The organism is Altericista sp. CCNU0014, assembly GCF_044923475.1.
Lineage (GTDB): Bacteria > Cyanobacteriota > Cyanobacteriia > Thermosynechococcales > Thermosynechococcaceae > JAAURS01.
Genome location: NZ_CP137338.1, coordinates 1,380,709 through 1,407,500, shown reverse-complemented (window position 1 = coordinate 1,407,500; position 26,792 = coordinate 1,380,709). Strand labels below are relative to the sequence as shown.

Sequence of the window (26,792 nt, the reverse complement as noted above, 5' to 3'; positions counted from 1 at the left end):
CTGGCGCGACCACGATGGGTAGGTTGAGCGCCTCGAGCAATTCTTGAAGGTTTTGAATATCAGGAATAAAGTCTTCAGGGGTTTCGGTGCGGCCTGCTTTGTAGGTTTCGTCGGCATCGTGGCGATAGGTGGGTCCACCCAGGTCAAAGGCGATCGCCAAATAGGAGGGTTTTTCTACGCCGAGTACCTCAATCAGACTTTTAAGGAACCCAAAACACACGCTGGTCGGGATGCCCGTTGAGGTGCGCAACCCACCGTCTCTTCCCTTAGCAAAGGCATAGTAGGAGCGAAAGGCGAGGGAATGACCGTCGATGAGTAGAAGTTTTGAGGGGGTGTTCACAGTGGCGGTGCTGACAAGGTTGACCCCATTGTAAAGGCGATCGCAGACCAGACCAATCCCGACAGCGGCTTCGGAGCGAGGCGCAGACACTTATTCTAATGTCGGTCCGCAGTGTGGGCCTGGAGCTACATACTAAACAGAATAATTTGCAATACTCTTAATTGACGGATAAGCCAGACAGCTTGAAAAATGCAGTTGTGGTCGAAATCGAAGAAATATTTTCCATAAAGTTTTAGCAAATCTTTGCCTTAACTCATTCTCAGTCTTATAGTATATTGACATCTAATATCAATAAGTGAGAATCTGAGTCGGTCAGCGGCGGTCCTTTTGATGGATTTTAGGGAGAACGCAAAAGCCCTGACTCCAGGAATAGGTCTGTTTCTTAGCAGACGCTCGGGTTTTCCGACATCAATTGGCCCATCGCCATCTACTAAATCTTGAATATCCACTGAGAAAAATATCGCAACTATGGCAATCACGAGACGAGTTTTCCTAGCTTCTGGCACAGCAGCGGCGGCGGTGGTCGCCGATCGAATGCTGCATCCTAACGTTGGGCGATCGGCTGAACGGGTGATGAACTTATATTCAGCAAGGCACTACAGCTCAGATACCGCAATTTACGAAAGCTTTACTAAAAAGACGGGCATTAAGGTCAATTTAGTGGAATCTCCAGGGGACAAGCTCATCGAGCGGATTAAGAGCGAGGGGGCGAACAGTCCAGCCGATGTCATTATTACAGTCGATGCGGGCAACCTCTGGCGGGCTCAAGAAGCAGGGTTGTTTCAGCCCGTCTCTTCGCGCATTTTGACTGGCCTCGATGCCAGCGCGCGCGATCCGCAAGGTCACTGGTTCGGTTTTACCCGGCGGGCGCGGATCGTTGCGTACAACAAAGCAAAGGTTAAGCCTGAAGAGCTGTCTACCTACGAGGCCCTTACGGATGGTAAGTGGAAAGGTCGGATTCTCGTTCGCTCGTCTGGTAATGTTTACAACCAGTCTTTGGTGGGGTCTATTCTAGCGGCCCACGGTGAAGCCAAAACGGAGGAATGGGCTCGCGGATTGGTTGCGAACTTTGCCCGTCCGCCGGAAGGGAACGATACCGCTCAAATTAAGGCGATCGCGGCTGGACTGGGAGATGTCGCGCTGGTCAATACCTACTACATCGCACGTTTGGCAAAATCCGACAAAGCCGAAGACAGAGATATTGCGGCAAAGGTAGGGATCTTTTTCCCCAATCAGAAAGATCGCGGGACCCATGTCAATATCAGCGGCGGTGGCGTTGCGAAGAATGCGCCCAATAAGGCTGCGGCTATTTTATTTTTAGAACATCTGGCCAGTCGCCAAGTTCAGGAGATTTTTGCCAAGAGCAATTACGAGTATCCGGTCCTGTCAGGGGCACCTGTCGACCCAATCCTTACGAGCTTTGGCAAGTTTAAGGCCGACAAGCTCAATGCGTCTGTGTACGGCAAAAACAATGCTCTGGCACTGCAAATCTGCGATCGCGCGGGTTGGAAGTAGCTTCTAGACAGGGGGATCGAGGGAAAGCGGCGGTTGTCTTCTGGGCGATCGCCGCTTCCTTTTGAGAACAGGCATTCAGAGGACTGCGCGTGAAGTACTTGAGGCGCAATTCAGTCGAACGACCCTAACTGGTTGTTCGACTGAACCATTCGAGCTAACAGCCAACATGCGAGCTGAAGGGCTGATTCTAGCGAGTTAACTGCAAGATGTTTACCGAAGCATTCGAGCAAATACCCTGACAGAGGAGTTATGCCGAAGTATTCGGGCTAAAATCTGAAAAAATGCTGAAAGCATTGATTTAGCATAGGCATTCCGAAATTAGATGGAAAGAGTTAGTCTGAAAATTGTTATGCCTCAAACTAGTGGCTTACATGATTCGAGCAATATGTAACGTCATTTCACAAGTTTGGTTAAGGCACAGATTCAAGAAAAGTTCTACAGTTTCTCGCTTTGTGGCAAGAGATGTACGGCGCGATGTTCTTGTCTTGGATGACGCATACATTGGTAATGGGTATGTTGTTGCTAGAGTCCGCACCCGGAACATACTCTATATTGCAAGAGGTATCACGACAGAAGAAAATTTTGGCACTCCTGAGATCCTGCATCTAAAGAGTATCTGGGACTGGGATGGAATGCCTTGGGGTGGAGCATCATTGCCAAGACAAGTTATCCCATATATTGAGTCAGAGCAACTGAGTGATAGATTGCAGCAGCACTTCCCTTCTGCTCAGATTACGGTAGAAATCATGAATTCTGAGTATCAATCTTGGTGCATGAAGGTCGCGATCGATGGTAAGAACCTTGAGTATGTTTGGGGGCCGCTTTCTGGGTTTGGAGTCATTGATTTAAAGAATAGGTCTGTAGAGAACCTGTTTGCATACTGTGATGTGTATCTTGGCTCAATGGATGAGGCAGTTAATTTTGCTTGTGATTGCGCGGCATAAATTCTGATGAAGCGAGCTGGCGAAGATCGATCTAGAATAAGCGTAACGTGTCTCACAGCTGCTTATCAGACCCGTTCTACTGCTTGGGTTACAGGTTGAGGCAGTAATTTTGATTTTTTGGTTAGGATGCAGAAATAAAACATTTCTAAAAGCTGGAGGCTATTTTGTACGGAGCCGATCCGAAAGATAAGCATCCGATGAAGGGATTTCCGCAAATCTGCTTCATTCAGAACACTGTATCGAATCCCAATATCATTATTGGGGATTATACCTATTACGACGATCCAGAAGACTCGGAAAATTTTGAGCGTAACGTCCTGTACCACTTTCCATTTGTTGGGGATCGGTTAATTATTGGGAAATTTTGCGCTTTAGCGAGAGGCGTAAAGTTCATCATGAATGGTGCAAATCACAAAATGGATGGGTTTTCGACCTATCCATTTCAGATTTTCGGTAACGGTTGGGAGAAAGTTGACCCTCAACCTGAAGCATTGCCATACAAAGGAGATACAGTCCTTGGGAACGATGTGTGGGTTGGCTATGAAACAGCGATCGCGCCAGGGGTACAGGTAGGAGATGGAGCAATTATTGCGGCAAAATCAGTAGTGGTGAGTGATATCCCACCCTATACGGTTTTTGGTGGCAATCCAGCCAAGTGTATCCGCCAAAGATTTGATGATGAGGTAATCCGATCGTTACTTGAAGTAGCTTGGTGGAATTGGGAAGTTGGAAAGATTACACGCAATTTGGATAAGATCGTATCGGCAGATATTGAAGCTCTGAAAAATTGTGAATAGAAGCGCAGTAGAAAACAATTCTGCTAGAGCGACTGGTGCTATTTCGGAGCTGTAGGAAAGGCTGTCGCCAACCACTCAACAGACCCATTAGCAGCACACGCGCAAGTTTGTCCAAGAAGCTTCAGTCTACGGAGCATTTTTCCTCGGGAACAGTCCAACAGGAAGGGGATGAACTAGCGCAAAAATCAAAGGAGAGAAACTCATTTCCGTTAATGCCTTGGACGCAGTATTAGCAGCACCGACGCGAACCAACATCAGGAATTGCCTCGAAATCGATCGAGGCCATTGAGAATTAATTCGAGTCCAAACTCAAAATCGTGAATCCCATCGTAACGGCCCTCTATCACGTAATGGGTAAGCCTGTTGAGATAGGGATATTTGTCAGCAGCAATGAGCGACAGTCCGTTTCTCGCCGCTTCGGAATACTCTGCCGCTTCGAAGGGAAAATTTAGCTCCTGGAGCGTGAAGCCATAAATGTGGCTGTCGATCGCATTCCAAGCACGATCCGCCATCTCGAAAGAAAAGCCCGCCTCGACCAGACAGCCCAGCGTCGCATCCACATAGCGCAACATCGCTGGCCCCACATTCACCCGCGACACCAGCGGCATCGTCGCCCAAGGGTGACGCAACAACACTGCGCGGGCCGAGGTCGCCCGCCGCCGCATGGCCGTCTTCCAACCCGCTGCAAGGCTAGGCACCTCAATCTCGGCAACTACGCTGTCTACAATGCCATCCAGCAGATCGTCCTTATTCGCCACGTGGTTGTACAACGACATTGCCTGGACGCCTAACGCTTGGGCTAGCTTCCGCATCGAGAGCGCTTCAAAACCCTCCTCGTCCGCCAGGCGGATTGCAGCGCGCAGTACCCGCTCCCGACTCAACGGAGCTGGAGGCACGGTATCGGGATTGCTCGTCCTAGCCATTTACCCTTTTCGCAGCGATTCTTAAGGTCTATCTTGACAAACTTACGGCGTAAGTTACACTTACAGTGTAAGTCCAAAGGGATGACACCATGAAAGCGATCGTTCAAACGGAGTACGGTTCGGCGGACGTGTTGAGATTGGAAGACGTCGAGAAGCCCGTCGTGCCGGACAACGGCGTGCTGGTGAGAGTTCGTGCCGCGTCCGTCCATGCGGGCGACTGGCATCTGATGCGAGGGACGCCGTTCTTGATCCGCTTCATCTTTGGGGGGCTGCTCAAGCCCAAAATCAAGATCCTCGGCACGGATGCGGCAGGACGGGTTGAAGCCGTTGGCAAAGATGCGACGCAGTTCAAGCCCGGCGATGAGGTCTTTGGCGACCTGTCCGAGTGCGGTTTCGGTGCGTTTGCTGAATACGTCTGCGTTCCCGAAACAGCTTTGGCGTTAAAACCCGCCAATTTGACCTTCGAGGAAGCCGCAACGGTTCCTGTCTCTGCCCTTGCGGCCCTTCAGGGTCTACGGGATGTGGGACAGATCCAGCCGGGACAAAAGGTTTCGATCGTTGGCGCATCCGGCGGGGTGGGGTCGTTTGCGGTGCAGATTGCCAAGGCCTATGGCGCTGAAGTCACTGGCGTTTGCAGCACAAGCAAAGTCGAGATGGTGCGCGCAATCGGCGCAGACCATATTATCGATTACACGCAAGACGACGCGATTCAAAAGGGGCAGCAGTATGACCTGATTTTGGACGCAGCAGCCTACCGTTCTGTTTTCGACTACCTGCCAGCCTTGACTTCTAGGGGCACCTATGTCCTTGTCGGCGGCTCCACCGCTCGATTGTTTTTGGTCATGTTGTTCGGATCTTGGATTTCAAAGATTAGCCGCCGGAACGTAAAATTCCAGGCGTCAAAACCCAATCAGGCAGATCTCGTTATTTTGAGGGATCTCATAGAAGCTGGAAAAATCACCCCCTTCATCGACCGACGCTACAGCTTGAGCGAAGTCCCCGCAGCCATCCGCCATCTCGAACAGCGCCAAGTGCGGGGGAAAGTTTCTATCGCTGTTTGATATATTGCGTCTCTTCAGTGCAGCGAATGTGCAGACAAAAGGATAGGTCTTCCAGAAGGAGAGTCTCGCACCGCACATCATAACCGATGATCGCGCGCCCAGATCGCTCCTACAGTTCTGGATGGACGGTAGACTGCCGACCTCGCGTCATTTGCCAACTCAGGAGCAAGACCGGCAATAGACCTACCAGCACGATCGCCAAAGCGGGTTGGGCTGCTTCTGCTAAACGTTCGTCCGAGGCCAAGTTGTACACCCGAATCGCCAAGGTATCGAAGTTGAAGGGCCGTACGATCAGGGTTGCGGGCAATTCCTTCATCACGTCTACAAAGACCAGAATGGCCGCGCTAAACAACCCACTGCGAAGTAGCGGGAGATGAATGCGCCGGAGGGTTGGAGCGGCTCGATAACCGAGGCTGCGGGAGGCATCGTCTAAGTTAGGGCTAATGTTGCCCAGACTGGTTTCGACGGGACCGAAGGAGACGGCTAAAAACCTCACTAAGTAAGCAAAGACTAGGGCCGTAATAGTGCCGCTGAGCAGCAAGCCCGTTGAGATGCCAAATTGCGATCGCATCCAAGCATCCACTGCGTTGTCGAAATAGCCCAAGGGCGCCATCACGCCCACTGCAATGACCGATCCGGGAATCGCATAACCCAACACTGCGGCTTGGGTGGCAATGCGGTTGGGCTTGCTGGGATCTAGCCGCTGCCCGTAGGCAAGAATGACGGCGATCGCCACGGCCAGCAGCGCAGTCAGACCCGCCAAGAGCAAACTGTTGCTGGCAAAGCTCCAAAACCGATCTTCTCCGGCTGCCGCCGCAGTGGGGAAATCGGCATCCGCGTCTGCGGCTGAACTGCCTCCTGCCAGCATGAGCTGAAGTAACGTCCCCGCCGGAATCAAAAAACCGCCGCAGACGGGTACGGTGCAAGCTAGCAGCGCCAACAACCCGCGCACCCCGCGCAGCGCGTATTTAGGTAAAGGCCGATAGCGATTAGAACTTTGGTAGTAACGCTGCTGTCGCCGCGCCCATCGCTCTAGAACGACCAAGCTTACAACGAATAGCAGCAGCAGGGCCGACATTTGCATCGCCGCACCGCGCTCTCCCATGGCAAACCAAGTGCGATAGATGCCCGTCGTAAAGGTCGGGACGCTAAAGTATTCAACCGTCCCGAAGTCGTTGAGGGTTTCCATCAGTGCCAGAGAAACGCCTGCGGCGATCGCCGGACGCGCCATCGGCAAGGCCACCCGCCAAAAACTCTGCCACGGACCGTAGCCCAAACTGCGGCTGGCTTCTAAGGTCGAAACAGACTGACTCAAAAACGCCGATCGGGCCAATAGGTAGACGTAGGGGTACAGCACCAACGCCAGCATCGCGATGGCGCCGGGCAGCGATCGCACGGCTGGGAACCAGTAGTCTCGAGCGCTTTCCCATTGAAACCATTGCCGCAGCGTCGTTTGGACGGGTCCGTAGTAGTCCAGCAGATCGGTATAAACGTAGGCCAGAATATAGGCTGGAGCAGCCAAAGGCAGGAGCAGCAACCACTCCAACGCCCATCGGCCTGGAAATTCGCAGAGCGTGACCAGCCAAGCCGTCCCCGTACCGATAACAATCGTCAGTAAGCCAACCCCCAACATCAACCCCAACGAGTTGCTGACGTAGGTCCCTAGAACGGTTGTCTGAAGGTGCGCCCAGATCGGTTTTGCATCTGAAAAGACGCCGACCACGACGGCTAAAACGGGCAGGGACAATAAGACCGCTAGGAGTCCTACGGCAATGCTCCAGGAACTGACCCTGCGGCGATGGCGGCCACTTCCCTCTCCAATCTGTTGCAATTGCATTACAGTCTCTAGCGTTGTACTTGCGTTTTCTACTTTACATGAACCGTCGAAGTTTGAAAGCCCACCTCTTTTTAAGGGTGGGATGAAAAACGAGTTAGCGGCTTGAGCCGCTGTCAGTCTTTGCCCTGAGCCTCAATGTATCGCTTAATGGTGTCTGAGCTAATGGCACCAGCACTACTCGCAAAATAAGCCCTAGTCCACATTGACGGCAACTTTTTAAGAGCAGGGAACTCGGACCTTAGAGCATAAGACGAGGCTGCTTTTATTCTGTGCACGATCTGAGCGATCGAAAAGTCAGGGTCATAGTTGAGAAATAGATGAACGTGGTCAGGCTCTATCGCAAGCGAAATAACCTTGCAGTCAATCTTTCCAGCAGATTCATAAATCAGCTCGATTAGACGCTGTTTGATATCTCCGGTCAAGACCTTTTTTCTCCGCCTCGGGATCCAGATCAAATGAACATTAAGGTCAGTCACAGAGGTTATTTTGTGCTTGCATCTGTCTGTCACTATTGTCTATTGCTGTGATATAATGACAATATGATAACACTGAAATTCAAGCTGTATCAGCATAAGCGCAATAAATATCTCAAGCGGTCAATCAATGCTGCTGGGGTTATTTATAACAGATGCATTGCTCTCCATCGGCGATACTACCGCATGTATGGCAAGCATTTGAGCTGCGCTAAACTTCAGTCTCATGTCGCCAAACGGCGCAAACATAACCCGTTTTGGCAACTGGTGGGTTCTCAGGCCGTACAGGATATCTGCCAACGGATTGAGAAGGCTTATCAACTGTTCTTTAAGCACCATAAAAAGGGGGTCAGACCACCAGGCTTTAAGAAGGTCAGAAAGTATAAATCGTTCACGCTTAAGCGGGCAGGGTATAAGTTTCTAGGCGGTAATCGCGTCAAGATTGGGAATCGAGTCTATCAATACTGGAACTCTAGAGCAATAGAAGGAACGGTCAAGACACTGACGGTTAAGCGCTCTCCTTTAGGTGAGCTGTTTATGCTGGTGGTGGTTGATGGGGGTACAGAGCCTCAGATTAAATTCGAGACGGGTAAAATTGCTGGGTTTGATTTTGGCTTAAAAACATTTCTGACTTGCTCTGAGGGTTTCAGTATTGAATCGCCTCAATTCTTTAAGCAGTCACTCAAGGCAATCCAGAAAACGAGTCGGCAGCATTCTAAGAAGGTTAAAGGTTCTCACAACCGAGACTTGTCCAGAAAGAATTTAGTCCGAGCGCATGAAGATATTGCCAACCGCCGCAGCGACTGGTTCTGGAAGCTGGCGCACAAACTGACGGATAAGTTTGATGTGCTGTGTTTCGAGACGCTTAATCTCAAAGGTATGAAACGGTTGTGGGGACGCAAAATCTCTGATTTGGCACTGAGAGATTTTCTGGATGCTTTAGAGCATGTGGCGACTAAGAAGAATAAGCAGGTGGTCTATATTGACCCTTGGTATCCTTCTTCTAAAACCTGTAGCCACTGTGGGCATGTTTTGGACAAGCTAGATTTGTCAGAAAGACGTTGGCGCTGCCTATCTTGTCATGCCGAAAATGATCGTGATGAAAACGCCAGTATCAATATCAAAAGAGTTGGGGTCTCAACTCTAGGATTAGGGGATGTCAGACAAGCTGAGCTTGCAATCCCTGCCTGAGTCCTGAATCCCACGCGCTTTTAGCCATGGGAGTGGATCAATATTATGAGTAGAATTTATTGATGATAAGTTTCAACAAGTGTTAGCCTCGAACCAGTCGCAACCGGGAATCCCATGGCCCAATCTTCTATTCTCGCTTTGGATGGCGTTGTCAAACGGTTTGCGGGAGCTACCTTTGCGGCGGTCAACGCGATCGCCCTGGACCTAGCGCGTGGCGAAATCCTAGGTCTGTTGGGTCCCTCCGGCTGCGGCAAAACGACCCTCTTGCGGTTGATAGCGGGGTTTGAAAAGCCGCTATCCGGCACGATCGCGCTGGCAGGTCAGACCGTTGCGAGCGCGCGTCACTGGGTTCCGCCCGAGCGCCGGGATGTGGGAATGGTGTTTCAGGACTACGCGCTGTTTCCCCATTTAAACGTGGCGCAGAATGTAGCGTTTGGCCTTCAAAATCCCCGCCGCCGACTGCCTCAGGCCAAAATTCAAGCGCTCGCTGCAACGGCGATCGCCAAGGTGGGGTTGACGGGATTTGAGAAGCGCTATCCCCACGAGCTGTCGGGGGGGCAGCAGCAGCGGGTTGCCTTAGCCCGCGCCCTGGCCCCCCAACCCACCCTCATTTTATTGGACGAGCCGCTCAGTAATTTAGACGTCCAGGTCCGGCTGCGATTGCGCCAAGAAATTCGGGACGTGCTGAAGTCTACGGGCACGTCGGCTATATTTGTGACACACGACCAAGAAGAAGCGCTTTCAATCTGCGATCGCATTGCGGTGTTGCATCAAGGCTGTCTGGAGCAGGTCGGCACGCCCGAAAACCTCTACTACGAACCGACTTCTCAATTCGTATCTGCATTTGTGACCCAGGCCAATGCGTTGCGGGCGCAGTGGCACGATGGCGGTTGGAAGACAGAAATTGGCTGGTTTGCCGCGCCACCAGACTATTGCGCGGATGCGCATCAGGCTGTAGCGATGATTTTACAAGAAGGGTTGCGCGTGCAGGCCGATCCGAACAGTCCGATTAGAATTTGCGATCGCCAGTTTTTGGGGCGCGAGTATCGCTATTGCCTCCGTACCCCTGAGGGCACGATCCTCTACGCGCGATCGCTGGTTTGCGAACCCCTGGCCGCAGACAGCACCGTGCAGCTTTTCATCGACCCAAATGCGGTGCGCGTTTTTCCAGATACGTCCGGTTGAGTCGTTCGCGCTAGTTCGCGCTATTTCACTAGGAAGATTCCTGCCGCACCAACGCGACCAGTTGGTTGTAGTTCAAAATCGTCGGAGATCGGAGATAGGTCGTTCCTTTCTCATCCCAAAATACGTGGAGGTAGTCCTTCGCGCGCCCTAGCTTGGAGAGGCGATACACGATCATTCCGTGCTCGTCATCCACGGGCTGCACCTCTAGGGCATAGCCCTTCCGCTGAAAGTACGTCTCGATGCGATCGACCACCAAGCGTCCGTTGGTTTCTGCAATTGCAAAGCAGTCCTTGGCGCTACTATCTAAGCATCCTGCCGTCGCGCCCTCCACGGGCAGTTCGCTATCAGCACCGGGCGGAATGGACGGCGTGGGAGAAGGCGATGGCTGCGGCGCGGCGGGAGCAGGGGAGGGCGATGGCTGCGATGGAGTCGGCGTCGGTTTGGGGGGAACCAGCGATGCTTTGACCTTTGGTTTTGGCGGAGTAGCGGCAATCTTCGGGACGGTCGCGCGCTTGGGTTGTAGGGGGAGGGCGCGTAACGAGGGAGAAGGCTTGGCGGACTTGGCCGCAATGGGCCGGACGGATTTGCGGGGTAAGGGGGGCACTGCCACGACCCGCACGGGTTTTCCTGGCTTTAACTGAGACTCTAAATCGCTCTTAGAGTCAATTGGATAGGCCAAGAAGAGGCCGTGCAGACCCAACACGGGGAGTAACATGTGCCAAAAAGACGGACGAAATTCGCGCATCCCTTTTCAAGAAAATTTGTCAATAAGTCTATTATTATAGATCGGTCTTCGCGTTCTCTAACTTTTTTACGGGCGATGTCCGACGCTTTCGCCGCGCTCGAAAACCCGAATCTAGAACGCCCGTTCGGGAAAAGTCTGGAGAATCGCTGGCTCTCGCGGCCAAAACCAGGAGCGCCAATCCCGTTCATAATAGAAACATTAAAAATTTAGTTTCGGTTCGAGTCAATGCGAATTCTGATTTGGTTTCGGAATGACTTACGGTTGCGCGACCACGAACCGTTATGGAACGCTCTCAAAAGCTCGGCTCAGCCCATTCCGGTCTATTGTTTCGACCCGCGACAGTTTGGTGAAACGTCCTTTGGCTTTGACAAAACAGGCGCAATTCGCGCTCGGTTTTTACGAGAGAGCGTGATGGAATTGCGGGAATCTCTGCGATCGCGAGGGAGCGACTTGCTGGTTCGCGCGGGCGAGCCTGAGGTCGTCGTGCCGGAGCTGGCTCTGGCGCTCAATTGCGAGGCAGTCTACTTTCACCAAGAAACAATGTCTGAAGAAGTCGCGATCGAATCGCAGCTCGAGCGACGCTTAGATAGTTTGGGCGTTCGCCACCGATCTTTTTGGGGCGCTACGCTGCACCAGCCGGAAGCGCTGCCATTTTCTGTCGCGCAGATTCCCGAGCTGTTTACGCAGTTTCGCAAGCAGGTGGAGGCGGACGCGGAGGTTGCCGAACCCCTCCCAGCCCCCGATCGGTTGCCCGCACTCCCCGATCTAGACCGTGGAGAATGTCCCACGTTAGAGCGGCTCGGGTTAGAAATTCCCGCAGCAGATCCCCGTGCGGTACAAACTTTTAAGGGTGGGGAGACAGAAGGGATAAAACGCCTCCAAACTTATATTTGGGAGAAAGACCGCTTGCGGGTTTACAAGGAAACGCGCAATGGAATGCTAAACCCCGACGATTCTTCTAAGCTTTCACCTTGGCTGGCTGTGGGGTGTCTTTCGCCTCGCTACGTTCGCGCTCAAGCCGCGCGGTACGAGGCCGAACGGGTCAAAAATGATTCGACTTACTGGCTTGTCTTCGAATTGCTGTGGCGGGATTATTTCCGCTGGATTTGCGCAAAGCACGGCGATCGCGTGTTTCGGATCTCTGGATTGCGGGGTCTGAAGTTGCCGTGGAAAGAGGACTGGCCTAGGTTCGAGCTATGGCGTCAGGGTCAAACGGGCTATCCTTTGGTCGATGCCAGCATGCAAGAGCTGCGGGCAACGGGATATATGTCCAATCGCGGTCGGCAAAATGTTGCGAGTTTTTTGACTAAAAACTTGGGCATTAATTGGCAAATGGGCGCGGAATGGTTTGAGTCTAGGCTGATTGACTACGACGTTTGCAGCAATTGGGGAAATTGGAACTACACCGCCGGAGTGGGCAACGATGCCCGAGGATTTCGCTTTTTTAACATCCTGAAGCAGTCAAAAGATTACGACCCGAAGGGGGATTACGTCAGGCATTGGCTGCCGCAACTCGCAAATATCCCTGGAGAGCAAATCCACAGCCCGTGGAAGCTCGCCCAGTCAGACCAAAAGCGCTACGGCGTTCGGCTTGGGGTAGATTATCCAGCACCCATCGTGGATCTTTTTGCCTCTGCTAAAGCCAACGAGCAACTCTACAACCGAGCTTGCGCTTGAGAGGAAATTGGGTTTCGGCTTCGCTCAACCCACGTCAATCCTGTATGGGAGGGTTGAGCGAAGTCGAAACCCGGTCGATCGATAGTGCGTGCCTACGCAATTTTGACGATCGCGCGATCGACGGCTTTCAAATAAGCGCGACAGTTAGGGCAGCGTTTCCCCATAGGAGGAACCACGACCGGATGCCCGCATTTGGGACATCCACCTCTGGCGACGGACCACTGCAAAGCAATACCCAAACCCACCAAGACGATCCAGCTGGGGATGATGCCCCACAACCACGGACGGGGAACCTGTGGGATTAAAATCAAAACAACTGCAATACCGAGCGTCGTAATGGTTCCCCAAGCCACGCCGCCGAAAATTCGCATTGCAGAGGTAAACGGCTGGTCTGCAACGTCGGAAGACGTCTCATCCTGGAGATCGGGGTTGGGGGCAGCCATATTGCTAAAGGCGATCGCGCGTTAAATCGTGGAATTATCTTTAAGAAATAATACCGGATCGGAGCGCCCTGACGGCAGCTTCCGTGCGATCGTTGGCGCAGAGCTTTTCTAGAATATTGCGGACGTGGGTTTTGACCGTGCCGACCGTGATGTAAAGCTTCTCGGCGATTTCAATATTGGTGCATCCCGACACGATGCACTCCAGCACTTCGCGCTCGCGCTCGGTTAGCGGGTAGTTGTTGAGCAACTGCTCGTACTCCGGCTCGACAGCACCAATGGCGACCGTCTTGCGGTTCCCGTGAAAATCCGTATCGGGCGTTTCTTGTTTGAGCTGTCGCAAGACGATATTGGCGATCGCCGGATCGATCCAGGCACTGCCCTGATGAGTGGCCTCCACGGCCTCTTTGAGACGCTCGATCTCGATATTCTTCATGCAGTAGGAATCTGCTCCAGCGGCAAAGGCAGCCAAAACCACCTCGTCGTTGCCCTGCATCGTCAAAATTAGGATTTTGGTTTTGACCTCAGGCTGCTCTGCCTGAAAAGCCCGAAAACGCCGAGTTAGCTCTATTCCATCCATCCCCGGCAACCCGACATCCACGAGGGCCACATCTGGCCTTTTTTGCTCGAGGACTTGCAGACCTTGCGCGCCGTTAGCGGCTTCGCCCACAACCTGGATTCCAGGCTGCTGCTGCAATGCCGTTCGAATACCAATCCGAACTACATCGTGGTCTTCAATTAAAACGAGAGAGATAGGATCCATTGCAATCAACACTCAATGGCTGAACAGTATTGAAATTTAGAACGTTCCGCACCCTTCCTTCAGAGAGCATAGAAGACAATGCTAATTTATTAGCGTAACGTTATTTCCAAATCATGGGACTAAAGCGTGAGAACCGCCTCCACCCAAAGTAGCAATCATGCCTGTCTGAAACTGCATAAATTTCAGCATCGAGTTAGTAAAAGTGTGTCTTTAGGAAGATTGCCGTTCGGAGCAGTTCGGCTGTAGGTTATCAAGCAGACCCGACCTAAATTTTAACGCGCGATAAAAAACTCGGTCGAATTGCAAAACTCATATCTCCTTCTCTCACAAGGCTACCGCGTACGCACAGGTTGGATTTCTCTCAAACGCTCTGCATTCGCCCCCCCGCCCCCCAATTCTGGGGGGAGATCGGCAAAAATTGGGGCTATTTCCCCCCAATATTGGAGGGTTAGGGGGGCGAGTGTAATGTGTGCAAGCCTTTTTCAGACCGTCTTTTGAGTAACATGACTTCTCATGCCCGACGATGTAAATCCCAAATGGATTGAAGCGATTCCTCACATTGTTTGGACTGCTTCTGAGACGGGAGCCGTTGTATTTTTGAATCGGCAATGGTCTGAAGTAACGGGGTTGAGGGACGATCGAGGCTTGGGGTTGGGTTTTTTGGAGGCCGTTCATCCCGAAGATCGCGATCGCGTTAAAGCGTCTTGGTTGCAGGCCGTTCGGTCTCGACAGCCCTATGAAGCAAAATTTCGGTTGCAGCAGGCAAGCGGTTCGTACCATCGCGTCATCGCTCGCGCTCGAATAGAGCAGACTACAGGTCCATCTTTTGGCGTTGATGCTCGAGAGATCGAGTGGGTCGGCACGTTTACCGATATTGAAAGTATTGTTTACTGTAAAGACGATTTAGTCCTCAAGCAGCAGTTTTTACAGGCGCTTTTAGAAAACCTATCCGACGGCATTGTCGCCTGCGATGCGAGCGGAAAGCTGACTTTATTTAATGCTGCCAGTCAGGCGTTTCACGGACTGCCCGCCGAGCCGCTGCCTGCCGAGCGCTGGGCCGATTACTACGACCTTTACGAGGCCGATCGCTTATCTCCCCTCAAAAAAGAGGATATTCCGCTATTTCGGGCGTTGAAGGGAGAGAAAGTGCAGGGCGCTAAGATCCGGATCGTGCCCAAGCAGGGCAAAGCGCGCGTGCTGCTTTCTAGCGGCGCGCCCATTCTGCACCCGGACGGGCACCAACTGGGTGCGGTAGTTGCCATGCAGGATATTACAGAGCAAGAGCGGGCACAGGCAGCCCTCAATGCAAGCGAATGGCGCTTTCGCGCGATCTTCAATCAGACCTTTCAGTTCATGGGCCTGCTGGAACCAGACGGAGCGCTCGTCGAAGCCAATCAACCCGCTTTAGACTTTGGCGGATTTACGGCGCAAGACGTTCTGGGAAAACCGTTTTGGGAAACGCCGTGGTGGAGCCTATCCCAAGAGGATCGGGTGCGGCTGCGGCAGGCGATCGCCCAGGCGGCGGCGGGAGAGGTCGCGCGCTACGAGGTGGACGTCTTAGGTGCCCATGATAAGCGCTTAACCATCGATTTTTCTTTAAAACCCCTTCGAGATGAAGCGGGCAACATCGTGCTGCTCATTGCCGAGGGCCGCGACATTACCCAGCGCAAACAGGCTGAAGCCGAGGTCCATCGACTCAATGCGTTGCTGGAGGAGCGGGTGGCGCGGCGGACGGCAGAGCTAGAGGCCAAAAACCATCAAAACGAACGGCTGTTGGCACTCGAACAGCAGGCCAGAGCGGAGTTGGAAGCCGCAATCGCCCAACTGGAGGCAACGAATTGCCAAAATGAGGAGCTGCTAGAACGCGAGCAAACCGCGCGGGCAGAAGTGGAACAGGCGATCGCCCAAACGGCCAGCTACACAGAACGCTTATCCCTAGCCCTAGAAGCGGCCCAAATGGGAACCTGGGACTGGGACATAGTAACAGATAAAACCATTTGGGACCTTCGCCACGAAGTCATTTTTGGTTACGAGCCGGGGACGCCGAACCGAGACTACTTTGACTGGGAGCGCCGCGTTCATCCCGAAGACTTGGAGGGGATTCATCAAGCCACCCATCGCGCGCGAGATAACCATGAGTCTTTAGCCATTCAGTACCGCATTCTCTGGCCCGACGGCAGCTTGCACTGGATCGACGTTAGAGGACGATTTATCTACGATGCGGCAGGCAAACCCATCCGCGCGATCGGGGTAGTCAGAGACATCACCGATCGCAAGCAGGCCGAAGAGGCACTGCGTGAAAGTCAAGAACAATTTAGGGCCACGTTCGAGCAGGCTGCCGTCGGCATTGGCCACGTGAACTTAGAGGGTCGTTGGCTGCGCGTCAATCAAAAACTGTGCGACATCGTGGGTTATTCGGCAGCGGAACTCAAAGAACTTACCTTCCAAGACATTACCCATCCAGACGACTTGGCCGCAGATTTAGCTCTAACTCGGCAACTGGCGAATGGGGAGATTCAAACCTATTCTCTGGAAAAACGCTATCTCCACAAATCGGGGGCGGTCGTTTGGGTCGAACTAACCGCTTCTTTGGTCTGCGAGGTTGCTGGGGAGGAGAAAATTTCGGACGGGCAGGCTGGAAAACCGAAGTACTTTATTGCGGTCGTCGAGGAAATTGGCGATCGCAAACGGATTCAGAAAACCCTGCAAGAGCGCGCCCGCGAATTATTTCAAGTCAACGGACTGCTCGCGCAGGCTGCTGCCTTGCTAGACGATCGCAACCAAGAGCTAGACCGCTTCGTCCATATCGTGTCCCATGACTTGAAAGCGCCCCTGCGCGCCATTTCCAACCTATCTCACTGGATTGAAGAAGACTTAGAGGGCGAGCTTTCGCCAGAGAACCAACAGCAGATGAAACTGTTGCGCAGTCGAGTGCGGCGGATGGAAGCCATGATTGACGGACTGTTAGATTACGCCCGCGCGGGACGGACAGACGCGAGTATCGAGTCCGTTGCTGTAGACGAACTGCTCCACGAGATCGTCGATTCCATCGCACCGCCCGAAACGTTTGAAATCGACATCGCAACCGGGATGCCCGCACTTCGCACCAAGCGGTTGCTGCTTTCCCAAGTGTTTGCCAACCTGATCGGCAATGCCATCAAGCACCACGAGCGACCCGACGGGACGATACGAATTTCCAGCCGAGATAAAGGGAGTTTCTACGAGTTTGCCGTAGCAGACGACGGACCTGGGATCGCACCAGAGCACCACGAACGGATCTTTCAAATTTTCCAGGCGGTCAATCCCCGCAGCAGTCCAGACAGTTCTGGCATTGGACTCAGTATTGTCAAAAAGATTGTCGAAACCGAAGAAGGCGCGATTCGTTTAGAGTCTGAGGTCGGCAAAGGCACCACGTTTTACTTTACTTGGCCCAAGGAAATGTAAACAATCCGTCCTTCCTCGCTCACTTCTCCTTCGTCAAAATGCCAAACCGATCTTTATTGCGGGCGATCGCCCACTCTTGGACCCAGCTATCCGTTCGCCGTCAAGGATTTATTGCGATCTCCCTTCCGTTGCTTTGCTTCCTCGGATCCTTGGGCGCGTTTAGCTGGCTGCGGTTTAGCATCGATCGATCGCAACGATGGGTGGACCATACCAATCAGGTTTTGGTTGAAAGCAACCAACTCCTCAACGGGCTGCTCGATGCTGAAACGGGGGTGCGAGGCTACGTCTTGACGCTCCGCCCTGAATTTCTAGCCCCTTATTATACGGCTCAATCGTCTCTGCCTGGCCGTCTCGGTCGCTTAAAGCAGCTCGTCCGCGACAATCCCCAGCAGAAGCAGCAGTTGCAAGAGATCGAAACCGCGATAGACGCCAGATTTGCTGTCTTAATCGCGCTGATCGAACAGGTCGATCGATCGGACTCGAAGTCTTTGCAGAAGGAGGATATCGATCGGTTAGTGGTGCGGGGGAAAGTCGAAATGGATAACCTGCGTGCCGATCTCGCTCGATTCGAGCGAGAAGAAGAGCGGCTCCTCAACGCGCGCAGGACAGAACTGAGCTTTCAGCGAAACGTCAACGAGATTCTCCTCTGGACGGCAGCAGCGATCGGCGTCCTCGCGTCAGCTTTTGCTTTAAGCCTGTACCACCAACTAGACCGAAACTTGGCGCAGCGAGAGCAGCGGCTATTGGAAAGCAAAAATTTAATCGAGGTCATCGTTTCAAATATCGTCGATGGCGTCGTCATTCTGGATCGGGAAGGTCTCATAGAAAGTATCAATGCTGCGGCAGCATCTATCTTCGGTTACACTCTTGCCCAGGCCATTGGCAGAGATCTATCGCTGTTGCTCGATTTGTCTCTAACAGAGAACCCAAGCGATCCGACCGCTTTAACGCAGTATTTACTCAGCCGCGAGCGACAGTGGCAGACCAACGGACGGCGTAACAACGGTGAATTGTTTCCAGTCGAAATTTCTGTCAGCCAAATTCCTTTAGATCGGCGGACGATCGTCATCGTTCGAGACATCACAGAACGGCAACAGGCAGCGGCCAAACTTCAGAATCGCGCCGAGGAGCTAAGCCTGCTCAATACGACCTTAGCGTCTATCAATGCCGAGCTGCGATCGCGCAATCTAGAGCTAGACCAGTTTGCCTACGTGGCTTCCCACGATCTCAAGGCTCCCTTGAGGGCGATCGCCAGCCTTTCAGAATGGATTGAAGAAGATCTGGCCGATCGACTCCCTGAAGAAAACAAGCATCAGATTCATCTCCTGCGCAGTCGAGTGCAGCGCATGGAAGCACTGATTAACGGGCTTCTACAATATTCCCGCATTGGTAGAACGCAAATTCCCGTCGAGACGGTAGATGTCCGCGCGCTGCTAGAGGAAGTTGTAGATACGCTAGCGCTGCCGCCAACGTTCGCTGTCAAACTCGCACCGGAAATGCCCATCTTCAAAACCCGCCGATTGGCCCTGCAACAGGTTTTTACAAATTTGTTAGAAAACGCTTACAAACACCACCCTCGGGCTGACGGTACCGTTACCGTTACCGCGATCGATCGAGGGCAATGGTATGAATTTGCAATTGCAGACGATGGAGAAGGAATCGATCCGCAATACCACGACAAAATTTTTACCATCTTCCAGACCCTCCGCGCCCGCGACACTCAAGAAAGTACGGGTATTGGCTTAGCCATCATCCAAAAAATTCTCGAAACCGAGGGCGGTAGTATTCGAGTGGAGTCGCAGGAGGGCGACGGAGCCACGTTCCGCTTTACGTGGCCCAAGTCTCCACTCCGACAAGGCGATCGCCCCAAACCTCTTGCTTTAGAAGGACGACATTAAAATGAGCCTTCCGTAAAATTTGTATTAAGACTCCTTTAAAAGTTGCGTTAATTAAAGAAACTGAGTAAGGGAACAAAACTAGGACAATGTATTCCCAGATAGATCGAGGTAAATTCCAAATCCTTATAAAACCCAAGATGCAGGACCGAGTGATTAATATTTTGTTGGTCGAAGATGATGAGGTGGACGTAATGAACGTCCGTCGTGCCTTTAAAAAGGGGGGAGTCAGCCACCCTCTTTTTGTCGCCAACAATGGGTTGGAAGCATTAAATATGCTGAAAAGCCAAAGAGGGCAAAGGCCAGTCGTCCCTTCTGACCGCCGTCTGATTTTGCTCGATCTCAACATGCCCAAAATGGGCGGCATCGAGTTTTTGCAAGCGCTGCGATCGGATCCCAACCTTAAATCGATACCTGTAGTCGTCCTGACGACTTCCGGGGAAGATCGCGACAGAGTCCAAGCTTATAATCTTAACGTTGCGGGTTACCTCCTAAAACCCGTTACGTTTGAGCCTTTCGTTCAAACGATGACCACCCTCAGTTCTTACTGGTCTCTTTCGGAGATGCCGTAACGTGCTTATGGATAGCGATCTGCTCAAAATTTTGATCGTGGATGACGATGAGGTCGATCGGCAGGCAGTGCGTCGCGCGCTCGACAAAACTGGGATCCAGACCGAGATTTACGAAGCAGCGACCTATGCCAGCGCTACAGACATCCTCAAAACTCAACTTTTCGATTGCATCTTTGCAGACTATCGCCTCCCCGACCGAGATGGACTGGCTCTCGTGCAGTCCGTTCGCAAAGAGGGAATCTTAACCCCTTTGATCGTGCTCACCGGTCAGGGGGACGAGCAGATTGCGGTAGACCTCATGAAGGCCGGAGCCAGCGACTATCTCATCAAATCGAAAATTTCTCCAGATCGCATCAGCCGCATGTTGCGGAACGCGCTGAGGATTTACAATGCCGAACGGCAAGCTGCTTTAGCCAATCAGCGCCTTCAAAAAAGCTACGACCTCCTATTAGAGCAAAACCAAGCACTAGAGCGACAACGCCAGCAAATTTACCAGCAAAACCTTCAGCTCATTCACGCTTCGCAACTCAAGTCTCGCTTTCTGGCTACCCTTTCTCACGAATTGCGCACGCCTCTGACGGCCATTCTGGGTTTTTCTCAGATGCTGATGCGGTCTAGCAAGGGAACTTTGAATGAAAAGCAGACTGAAATGGTCCAGCGCATTTTCACGAATGGTAAGAACCTACTGCACATGCTGAGCGAAGTTCTAGATTTTTCGCGCATTGAAGCCCATAACCTCGACCTAAAACCAGAAATCTTCAACCTCCAACATTTGGTGACGGCCACGGTGGATGAGGTTCGTTCGCTGGCGCTGTTCAAGGAAATCACCTTGAGCGCGGAGATCGATCTCCAAAATGCTATTGTTTTTAACGATCCGGAACGACTTCGCCAAGCCTTGGTAAACTTGCTTTCTAACGCCATTAAGTTTACCGAAACGGGAAAGGTCTGGGTAGAGGTGCGAGAGACCCAATCGGAAACCCTTTGCATTTCAGTCCGCGACACAGGAACCGGGATTGCGCCGGAGCATATTGACTGCATTTTCGATGCCTTTCGTCAGGTCGATCAATCGGATACTCGCAAATATTCAGGGACTGGCCTGGGCTTGGCCATCACTAAAACATTGGTTCAGATGATGGGAGGCAATATTACGGTTATCAGCCAATTAGGCCAAGGTTCGACATTTCAGATTGAAATTCCCCGTTCGATTAAAGACGATCGCGCTAACTCGAATAAAGACGATCGCGCTAACTCGAACCCGGCTCGGGCTTTTTCAAAATTGGCGGGGCATCACACTGCTATTAAGTAAGCGAGCGAGCGCTCGTTTCATCTTCATTCGGACTTTTTATAGAGCAGCTCATGGATCGAATACTTGTCGTTGACGATACCCCCGATAATCTTGCCCTCATCGAGATTATTTTAGAAGACGAAGGTTACGAGCTGATCTTGGTTTCAAGCGGCGCTGAGGCCTTAGCTGAGGTGGATCGGCTACCGCCAGACTTGATCTTACTGGATATCATGATGCCGGAGATGAACGGTTACGAAGTGACCCGTCGCGTTCGTCAGAATTCGAAGCTGCCTTACATTCCCATCTTGCTGCTCACCGCCCACCAAACTTCAGATGTCGTTGAAGGGCTGGAGTCTGGCGCGGATGACTTCGTACGCAAACCCGTCGACGTTGACGAACTCGCGGCTCGGGTGCGATCGCTCCTCCGCCTCAAGCACAGCATTGACGAGCGCGAACAGCTTGCCCTCCAGCGCCAAGACTTCATCGCCCATCTCACCCACGACCTGAGAACCCCATTGGTCGCTGCGGACAAAATGCTGAAGCTGTTTCAGCAAGAAGCCTTTTGTCCTATATCTCCAGACATGCACCAAGCCATCTCTGCCATGATTCGCAGCAACTACCACCTCATGCAGATTGTAGATACCTTACTAGAAGTGCAGTGTTATGAAGCGGGAGCAAAGACCCTCACCTTTATTCCCTGCAATTTAAGAGAAATAGTTGAAGAAGTCGTGCAGGAACTCAAACATCTTGCAGAAGGGAAAGGATTGACGCTGACGATCGAACCCTCAACTCAACCTGAATCTACTCCTGTCAAAGTCCTCGGCGACTACTTAGAACTGCGCAGGATGTTAACCAATCTCGTCGGCAATGCGATTAAGTTCACAGAAGAAGGCTCTATTGAGATCGGCATTACCGCTCCGCCACCCGGCGATCGGATCGTGCTAATCGTTCGCGATACCGGGGCGGGGTTATCCCCTCAAGAACTAGAGCGGATGTTTCAACGCTTTCACAAAGGCACTCACCAGCAGTCTGGCAGCGGCTTAGGGCTGCATTTAGTCTCTCGTATCGTGCAGGCCCACAAAGGAACCATCAAGGTGGACTCTCAACCCAATTGCGGGAGCGCGTTTACGATCTATCTCCCCGCGTATTAATCTCACGCGGATCGAGAATAGCCTAGAGAACTTATAAGTTCTCTAGGCTATTCTTTTTCTTGGGAAGGCGCTACAAACTAGAGCCAAAACCTCCTACGGACAACCCGGCGATGGGCGTTAGTCCTGATTTGTTGCCTTCTTCAAAGCTTGACCGATTTCATCTCTAATGGTCGTGGCATCTTTGGAATTGCTAGGACGGCTCATCTTGTCCTTATCCGCATCGCCTTGCACTTCATTGATACCGCCTTGAGCGCGCGCTTCGGATTCCTGCATCGAACCAGGTGCCACCTTTGATTCTGCAACCTTTTGAGCCTCCCGTTCGATGTTGCCCAGTTGGGCCGTAGCATCTGTGGGACTACTCGGAGTGGTGCCAAATGCAAAGGCCGGGACAGCCGCAGTCAGAAACACAAACGCACTAACTAGGATAGTCGCAACTAGGCGGACGGGTCGGAATACGAACCGACCCATATTAAAAAGTTTCATACTGAACCTCTCCTAAAACTTATTTGAGTTGCTTTGATTTGCAGTGATAGTGGGATAAACTTTGCCTCAAAAATTGAAGCATTCGCAAAGCGTTACTGTCCTAAAAGGTTTTTAGCGGTATCTAAAGCATTAGAGGCAAACTCTTCTGCTTTGTTGCTAGCTTTCTCTAAAACACTGTCAGCTTTGCTTGCTTCTTGCTTAGCACGACTGCGCGCTGCTGCCTTGGCATTTTCAGCTCCTTCTTGCGTCCTTGCAAGATCGCGCTCGACCTTACTACTAGCAGTGACTCGAGCGTCTTTTGCAGAAGCCTTGGCTTTGGCAACATCCTTTCGGACTTTACCTTTAGCCTGAGCTGCTAGATCCTTTGCTTTTTTTGAAACATCTTTAGATGCAGAATCTAATTTGTCCTGGGTACTGTCGATCGCTCGATCGACTTCGTCAACCTGACCTTTGACTCGATTAGCAGTGCTAGACGCTGCGATTAGGGGAAAAGGGTCAGCCATTGCAGAGGCACTCAGCGCAGGAACCCCCCCTAATAACCAACCCAAAGCTAAAGCCAACGAAGCTACAACGATTAAACGTTGAAGTCGAGTTTTGACTGCCACCCACAGATTAAACTTCATTGCATTGTTCCTTGCCACAACTTACACAATACTTTTACCGCTTAGGTGCACTCTATAAATCACTCAATTGGAGTAGATCTAAAAACCAACCGCTTAAATTTTTATTCCCGACTCTAGCCATTTAGGGTCTAAAACCAATGCCTTAATAAAGTTTTATAAATCAAATACCAATCCAAAAATTAGCTTTAGCTCCAATACGTTTCAAGCACAAACTGTTATTACAAGACGGCTTTATTCAAGAACTGTTAGAGGCTGTTTTAAAAGCCTCATTTAATCTCGCATTCTCCCCCCCGACCCCCCAATTCTGGGGGGAGAAATCCGAAAACTAGGGTCATTCCCCCTCAATATGGGAGGGCTAGGGGGGCGAATGCAAGGTTGATTAGATTCCAAAAAAGATGTACGTACACGGTAGGTTCTGAGAGAGGGGTTGGGGGTGCCAGTCTTAACCCTCGGCGATCGCGCAACCCTAAACTTCTACGTCAATAGACGTACTTTCTACTTTCTCGATTAGACCGCAAGAAATAGATCGCTTCTCCAAGTAGGTCAATAATTGCTCGACACACTCGATACAATTAATAAATAACAACTGTATTAGCCCATGTTACATTGATAATATTAAATTAAATGAATACTTTTTATTTATGGCCTTACCGAGGCTGGCATTTATGAGTGAGTTTATCCGCGTCCTATTTGTTAAGATTTATAAGGGATTGAGGCAAAAATGTGGGCAAAAGAGCGCTATTACTGATCAACCGTCACGCCCGTAAGGGTCAGCAAAAAATCTCAACGGTTATCGAGCTGCTTCGCGAGCGAGGATTCGATCTGCTAGAGCGAGAAATGCCGCCATCAGGAGAACTTTCCAACCTCATTCGACAACACAAAGATCGAGTGGATCTCGTCATCGTTGGCGGTGGAGACGGCACGCTCAATGCGGCGATCGCCGGTCTGATCGACACTCAACTTCCCTTGGGTTTGCTACCGCTCGGCACCGCCAACGACTTAGCCCGGACTTTAGGAATACAGGCAGATCTGGCCCAAGCCTGTCAAGTTATTGCAGCGGGGAACACTCGGCGCATCGACATAGGCTGGGTCAACGGACAGCATTTCTTTAACGTTGCCAGCCTTGGCTTGAGCGTTAAAATCACGCGCGAGCTTACCAAAGAAGTCAAGCAGCGTTGGGGAATTTTAGCTTATGCGGTGACGGCCTTTAAGGTTCTCTGGAAAAGCCGTCCTTTTTGGGCTGAAGTGCGCGAGGCAAACGGTCAAGTTCATTCAGTCAAAACCATCCAGATTACGGTCGGGAACGGTCGCTTCTATGGGGGCGGCATGGTAGTAGCCTCCAATGCGACCATCAACGATGGCCGATTAGATCTTTATAGTTTGTCGCTGCAGCATTGGTGGCAAATGATCGCGCTAATGCCGCTGTTCCAACGAGGACATCACGCGTCTACCCCTTGGAGCGAGTCTTGGGAAGGGCAAGAATTTTACGTCCAGACTCGGCGACCGAGATCCATCAACACGGACGGCGAAATTACAACCTCCACCCCAGCGCATTTTCGCATCTTACCTAAAGCGTTGACCGTATTCACGCCAGCTCAGAGCGCTGGCGACAGTACGCCACCTCAAAACACCTCCGCAGGACTTTCGCCAAAGCATTAGCCCCGCCCTCCACCATCGGAGAGAGGAAACTGCGGAACTTCTCTGACCTTTAGATCGATGTGCGCTGTCTCCAAGTTTGGTGAACTGATGGATAGGTCAACGTCGTTCTCCAAATCCAGAGGGTAGATTAAATGCGTAGTATCAATATTGGTTTAACCGACCAGCAGCGAGAGGGTGTCATTGCCCTATTGAACAAAGATCTATCAAACCTATACCTCGTGCTTGTTAAAACCAAAAAATATCACTGGGACGTCGTAGGCCCACAGTTCCGCACCCTTCATCAACTTTGGGAAGAACAGTACGAAACGCTGACGGAAACCATTGATGCCTGCGCGGAGAGAGTTCGGACCTTGGGTGGTTATCCGGTCGGCACGATGGAAGGCTTTTTAAAAATGGCATCCATTAAGGAGCATTCTGGCGACATCCCCAGCGCGACTGAAATGGTCGCTCGTTTGGTACAGGATCACGAACAAATCATTCGAGATCTGCGCGATCACGTCGAGCAGTGCAGCGAAAGCTTTCATGATGAAGGCACTGCAGACTTCTTGACAGGGCTGATGGAACAACACGAAGCCATGGCTTGGATGCTGCGCTCTTTTGTGGAAGGGGAAGCCGTTCGGGCAGACGGTCACTCGCCCAGCCTGAATGAGAAAACGGCTGTTGGCGTGTAGAGTAGTTGCCAGGAAATGCACCTAGATTTTTGAACTCGAACGCAAAAGACGGAAAACTGTCCGTAATGGACTGCCCTCAAAGCAGAACAGTCTGCTTGGGCTATCATCCACGAGCGCTACGACGAAGACGAGCAAGGTGTTTGGTCTAAACCCAGTTCTTTCCTAAGGCTGGCGTTCAATTTTCAAGCAGAATACCAAGGAGAAAATTCAATGCTAAATACCCCGATCGTTCAATGGCTTGCAACCATGGCGGAAGCTGCTGAAACCAGCAATCAGTTCGGTGCCGCACTACTACCAACTGTAATGGTCTTAGGATTTGTCGCCGCAGCAGGGTTGGGTTCAGTGGCTTGGTACAACTCCAAGCGTCCGGTCGGTTGGGAAGACAAAGAACGTCCCGACTTCGTGCCCGAAGTAGAAGAGTCTGAAACCCCCGGTTTAGGCAATCCATAATTTAGAAAATTAGACAACCTCCAGAAAAGAGAATACCGAGTCGTAGGGACGCAAGGCCTTGCGCCCCTACAGAATGGTTGGTAGTTTCTATCTCGGGAGTAACCTTAATTTTTGTCTTTACCCTACCTCTAAAGGGCCGAGCGCTGCTCGGCCCTTTTTTCGAATCTTTATTGGTATCGTCATCCAAAGGTATAGAAAAGATTAGAAACTTAATTTTCCTAGCATTTCCTTCTAAATAGAAAAAGATCGGCCGTTTAGCGGATGCTCGATACCAACAAAGAAGATAACTTATAGGAGTTAACAACGATTCACAAGTAAGTTCCAAGGGGAAATAGCTATGAGCATTGAAGATAGAGTTAGAGCTGCAGCAAAAAATATCGAAGGCAAGCTTCAAGAGGGCCTAGGTGAAGTAACAGGCGATCCTAAAGATAAAGCTGAGGGTAAAGCCAAACAAGCTGAAGCTGAAGTGCGTAATAGCATCGAAAACGTCAAAGATGAAGCCAAGAAAGTTATTGATTAGATAGCATTTTGAGTTTCATCATTTAATGAAGATGAGGAAGATTATTTCAAGAAATCTTCCTCAACATCCTTGGAGCATTTAAGTTTTATATTTTTAGTCTATTCAATCCCCGTTCAATTGAGGACAAAATGATGCCAAGACTGGTCGG

General features: G+C 51.5%; 25 protein-coding genes (1 of these 25 running past the window's edge). 16 read left to right on the top strand and 9 right to left on the bottom strand.

All coding sequences use genetic code 11. From position 1 onward, the window contains the following. Positions 1 to 340: the 5' portion of a DNA polymerase I gene (gene polA / locus R6H26_RS07045; protein ID WP_404791238.1), read on the bottom strand. 2,546 nt of this gene lie to the left of the window's left edge; 340 of the gene's 2,886 nt are visible here — the first part of the coding sequence; the start codon lies at positions 338 to 340; its stop codon lies beyond the left edge, outside the window. A 468-nt stretch (positions 341 to 808) separates the two neighbouring features. Here polA and R6H26_RS07040 point away from each other — a divergent pair, with 468 nt between their 5' ends. The 3 genes from R6H26_RS07040 (at position 809) to R6H26_RS07030 (ending at position 3,596) form a co-directional block, all read left to right on the top strand. Continuing rightward, positions 809 to 1,855: a Fe(3+) ABC transporter substrate-binding protein gene (locus R6H26_RS07040; protein ID WP_404789519.1), complete on the top strand. Its 1,047-nt coding sequence runs from the start codon at positions 809 to 811 to the stop codon at positions 1,853 to 1,855. A 362-nt stretch (positions 1,856 to 2,217) separates the two neighbouring features. Further along, positions 2,218 to 2,799, top strand: a complete 582-nt coding sequence (locus tag R6H26_RS07035) for a hypothetical protein (RefSeq protein WP_404789518.1) — start codon at positions 2,218 to 2,220, stop codon at positions 2,797 to 2,799. A gap of 161 nt (positions 2,800 to 2,960) precedes the next feature. Then, positions 2,961 to 3,596: a Vat family streptogramin A O-acetyltransferase gene (locus tag R6H26_RS07030; RefSeq protein ID WP_404791236.1), complete on the top strand. Its 636-nt coding sequence runs from the start codon at positions 2,961 to 2,963 to the stop codon at positions 3,594 to 3,596. A gap of 254 nt (positions 3,597 to 3,850) precedes the next feature. On the opposite strand, the gene R6H26_RS07025 is transcribed toward R6H26_RS07030, so the two are convergent. Then, positions 3,851 to 4,519: a TetR/AcrR family transcriptional regulator C-terminal domain-containing protein gene (locus R6H26_RS07025; protein WP_404789517.1), complete on the bottom strand. Its 669-nt coding sequence runs from the start codon at positions 4,517 to 4,519 to the stop codon at positions 3,851 to 3,853. 89 nt (positions 4,520 to 4,608) lie between these two features. Between R6H26_RS07025 and R6H26_RS07020 the strand changes: the two genes are divergently transcribed. Further along, a complete protein-coding gene (locus R6H26_RS07020; RefSeq protein ID WP_404789515.1) occupies positions 4,609 to 5,580 on the top strand; it encodes an NAD(P)-dependent alcohol dehydrogenase in 972 nt (323 codons plus the stop codon). A 109-nt stretch (positions 5,581 to 5,689) separates the two neighbouring features. On the opposite strand, the gene R6H26_RS07015 is transcribed toward R6H26_RS07020, so the two are convergent. Both R6H26_RS07015 and tnpA read right to left on the bottom strand, forming a co-directional pair. After that, on the bottom strand, positions 5,690 to 7,417 hold the full coding sequence (locus R6H26_RS07015) for an ABC transporter permease (RefSeq protein ID WP_404789513.1): 1,728 nt from the start codon (positions 7,415 to 7,417) through the stop codon (positions 5,690 to 5,692). 113 nt (positions 7,418 to 7,530) lie between these two features. Then, positions 7,531 to 7,926, bottom strand: coding sequence for an IS200/IS605 family transposase (tnpA, locus tag R6H26_RS07010; RefSeq protein ID WP_404789511.1), 396 nt, complete (start codon positions 7,924 to 7,926; stop codon positions 7,531 to 7,533). A 30-nt stretch (positions 7,927 to 7,956) separates the two neighbouring features. Between tnpA and R6H26_RS07005 the strand changes: the two genes are divergently transcribed. Then, positions 7,957 to 9,081 carry an RNA-guided endonuclease InsQ/TnpB family protein gene (locus R6H26_RS07005; protein ID WP_404789510.1) on the top strand — a complete coding sequence of 375 codons (1,125 nt, stop codon included), beginning with the start codon at positions 7,957 to 7,959 and terminating at the stop codon, positions 9,079 to 9,081. Positions 9,082 to 9,195: 114 nt separating this feature from the next. Continuing rightward, the gene (locus R6H26_RS07000) at positions 9,196 to 10,266 is read left to right on the top strand and encodes an ABC transporter ATP-binding protein (protein ID WP_404789508.1); all 1,071 of its coding nucleotides are present in this window, start codon (positions 9,196 to 9,198) and stop codon (positions 10,264 to 10,266) included. A 28-nt stretch (positions 10,267 to 10,294) separates the two neighbouring features. Here the strand turns inward: R6H26_RS07000 and R6H26_RS06995 are convergent, their stop codons facing one another. Beyond that, positions 10,295 to 11,011, bottom strand: coding sequence for a hypothetical protein (locus tag R6H26_RS06995; RefSeq protein WP_404789506.1), 717 nt, complete (start codon positions 11,009 to 11,011; stop codon positions 10,295 to 10,297). A 225-nt stretch (positions 11,012 to 11,236) separates the two neighbouring features. On the opposite strand from R6H26_RS06995, the gene R6H26_RS06990 reads away from it, so the two are divergent. Further along, on the top strand, positions 11,237 to 12,688 hold the full coding sequence (locus tag R6H26_RS06990; RefSeq protein WP_404789504.1) for a DASH family cryptochrome: 1,452 nt from the start codon (positions 11,237 to 11,239) through the stop codon (positions 12,686 to 12,688). A 92-nt stretch (positions 12,689 to 12,780) separates the two neighbouring features. Here R6H26_RS06990 and R6H26_RS06985 read toward each other — a convergent pair whose 3' ends face one another. Next, entirely contained in the window at positions 12,781 to 13,131 is a 351-nt protein-coding gene (locus R6H26_RS06985) for a hypothetical protein (protein WP_404789502.1), read from the bottom strand. A 40-nt stretch (positions 13,132 to 13,171) separates the two neighbouring features. Further along, the gene (locus R6H26_RS06980; RefSeq protein WP_404789501.1) at positions 13,172 to 13,891 is read right to left on the bottom strand and encodes a response regulator; all 720 of its coding nucleotides are present in this window, start codon (positions 13,889 to 13,891) and stop codon (positions 13,172 to 13,174) included. Positions 13,892 to 14,404: 513 nt separating this feature from the next. Between R6H26_RS06980 and R6H26_RS06975 the strand changes: the two genes are divergently transcribed. The 5 genes from R6H26_RS06975 to R6H26_RS06955 all read left to right on the top strand — a co-directional run bounded on the left by R6H26_RS06975 (position 14,405) and on the right by R6H26_RS06955 (position 22,238). Further along, positions 14,405 to 17,335 carry a PAS domain S-box protein gene (locus R6H26_RS06975; RefSeq protein WP_404789500.1) on the top strand — a complete coding sequence of 977 codons (2,931 nt, stop codon included), beginning with the start codon at positions 14,405 to 14,407 and terminating at the stop codon, positions 17,333 to 17,335. A gap of 38 nt (positions 17,336 to 17,373) precedes the next feature. Continuing rightward, complete coding sequence (locus tag R6H26_RS06970; protein WP_404789498.1) at positions 17,374 to 19,233, top strand: CHASE3 domain-containing protein; 1,860 nt, start codon at positions 17,374 to 17,376, stop codon at positions 19,231 to 19,233. Between the two features lie 137 nt (positions 19,234 to 19,370). Continuing rightward, entirely contained in the window at positions 19,371 to 19,802 is a 432-nt protein-coding gene (locus R6H26_RS06965; protein ID WP_404789496.1) for a response regulator, read from the top strand. Between the two features lie 7 nt (positions 19,803 to 19,809). Continuing rightward, positions 19,810 to 21,108 carry a hybrid sensor histidine kinase/response regulator gene (locus R6H26_RS06960; RefSeq protein WP_404789494.1) on the top strand — a complete coding sequence of 433 codons (1,299 nt, stop codon included), beginning with the start codon at positions 19,810 to 19,812 and terminating at the stop codon, positions 21,106 to 21,108. Between the two features lie 50 nt (positions 21,109 to 21,158). Further along, positions 21,159 to 22,238 carry a response regulator gene (locus tag R6H26_RS06955; RefSeq protein ID WP_404789492.1) on the top strand — a complete coding sequence of 360 codons (1,080 nt, stop codon included), beginning with the start codon at positions 21,159 to 21,161 and terminating at the stop codon, positions 22,236 to 22,238. Between the two features lie 117 nt (positions 22,239 to 22,355). On the opposite strand, the gene R6H26_RS06950 is transcribed toward R6H26_RS06955, so the two are convergent. Together R6H26_RS06950 and R6H26_RS06945 are read right to left on the bottom strand one after the other, a co-directional pair. Then, positions 22,356 to 22,721, bottom strand: coding sequence for a hypothetical protein (locus tag R6H26_RS06950; RefSeq protein ID WP_404789490.1), 366 nt, complete (start codon positions 22,719 to 22,721; stop codon positions 22,356 to 22,358). 92 nt (positions 22,722 to 22,813) lie between these two features. Then, entirely contained in the window at positions 22,814 to 23,344 is a 531-nt protein-coding gene (locus tag R6H26_RS06945) for a hypothetical protein (RefSeq protein WP_404789488.1), read from the bottom strand. A 723-nt stretch (positions 23,345 to 24,067) separates the two neighbouring features. Between R6H26_RS06945 and R6H26_RS06940 the strand changes: the two genes are divergently transcribed. From R6H26_RS06940 to R6H26_RS06925, 4 genes are all read left to right on the top strand, one after another. Next, entirely contained in the window at positions 24,068 to 25,003 is a 936-nt protein-coding gene (locus R6H26_RS06940) for a lipid kinase (RefSeq protein WP_404789486.1), read from the top strand. 131 nt (positions 25,004 to 25,134) lie between these two features. Then, positions 25,135 to 25,674, top strand: a complete 540-nt coding sequence (locus tag R6H26_RS06935) for a Dps family protein (RefSeq protein ID WP_404789484.1) — start codon at positions 25,135 to 25,137, stop codon at positions 25,672 to 25,674. Between the two features lie 210 nt (positions 25,675 to 25,884). Next, positions 25,885 to 26,124 carry a photosystem II assembly protein Psb35 gene (gene psb35 / locus R6H26_RS06930; protein WP_404789483.1) on the top strand — a complete coding sequence of 80 codons (240 nt, stop codon included), beginning with the start codon at positions 25,885 to 25,887 and terminating at the stop codon, positions 26,122 to 26,124. A 337-nt stretch (positions 26,125 to 26,461) separates the two neighbouring features. After that, a complete protein-coding gene (locus R6H26_RS06925; RefSeq protein WP_404789481.1) occupies positions 26,462 to 26,644 on the top strand; it encodes a CsbD family protein in 183 nt (60 codons plus the stop codon). The last annotated feature ends 148 nt before the right edge of the window (positions 26,645 to 26,792 follow it).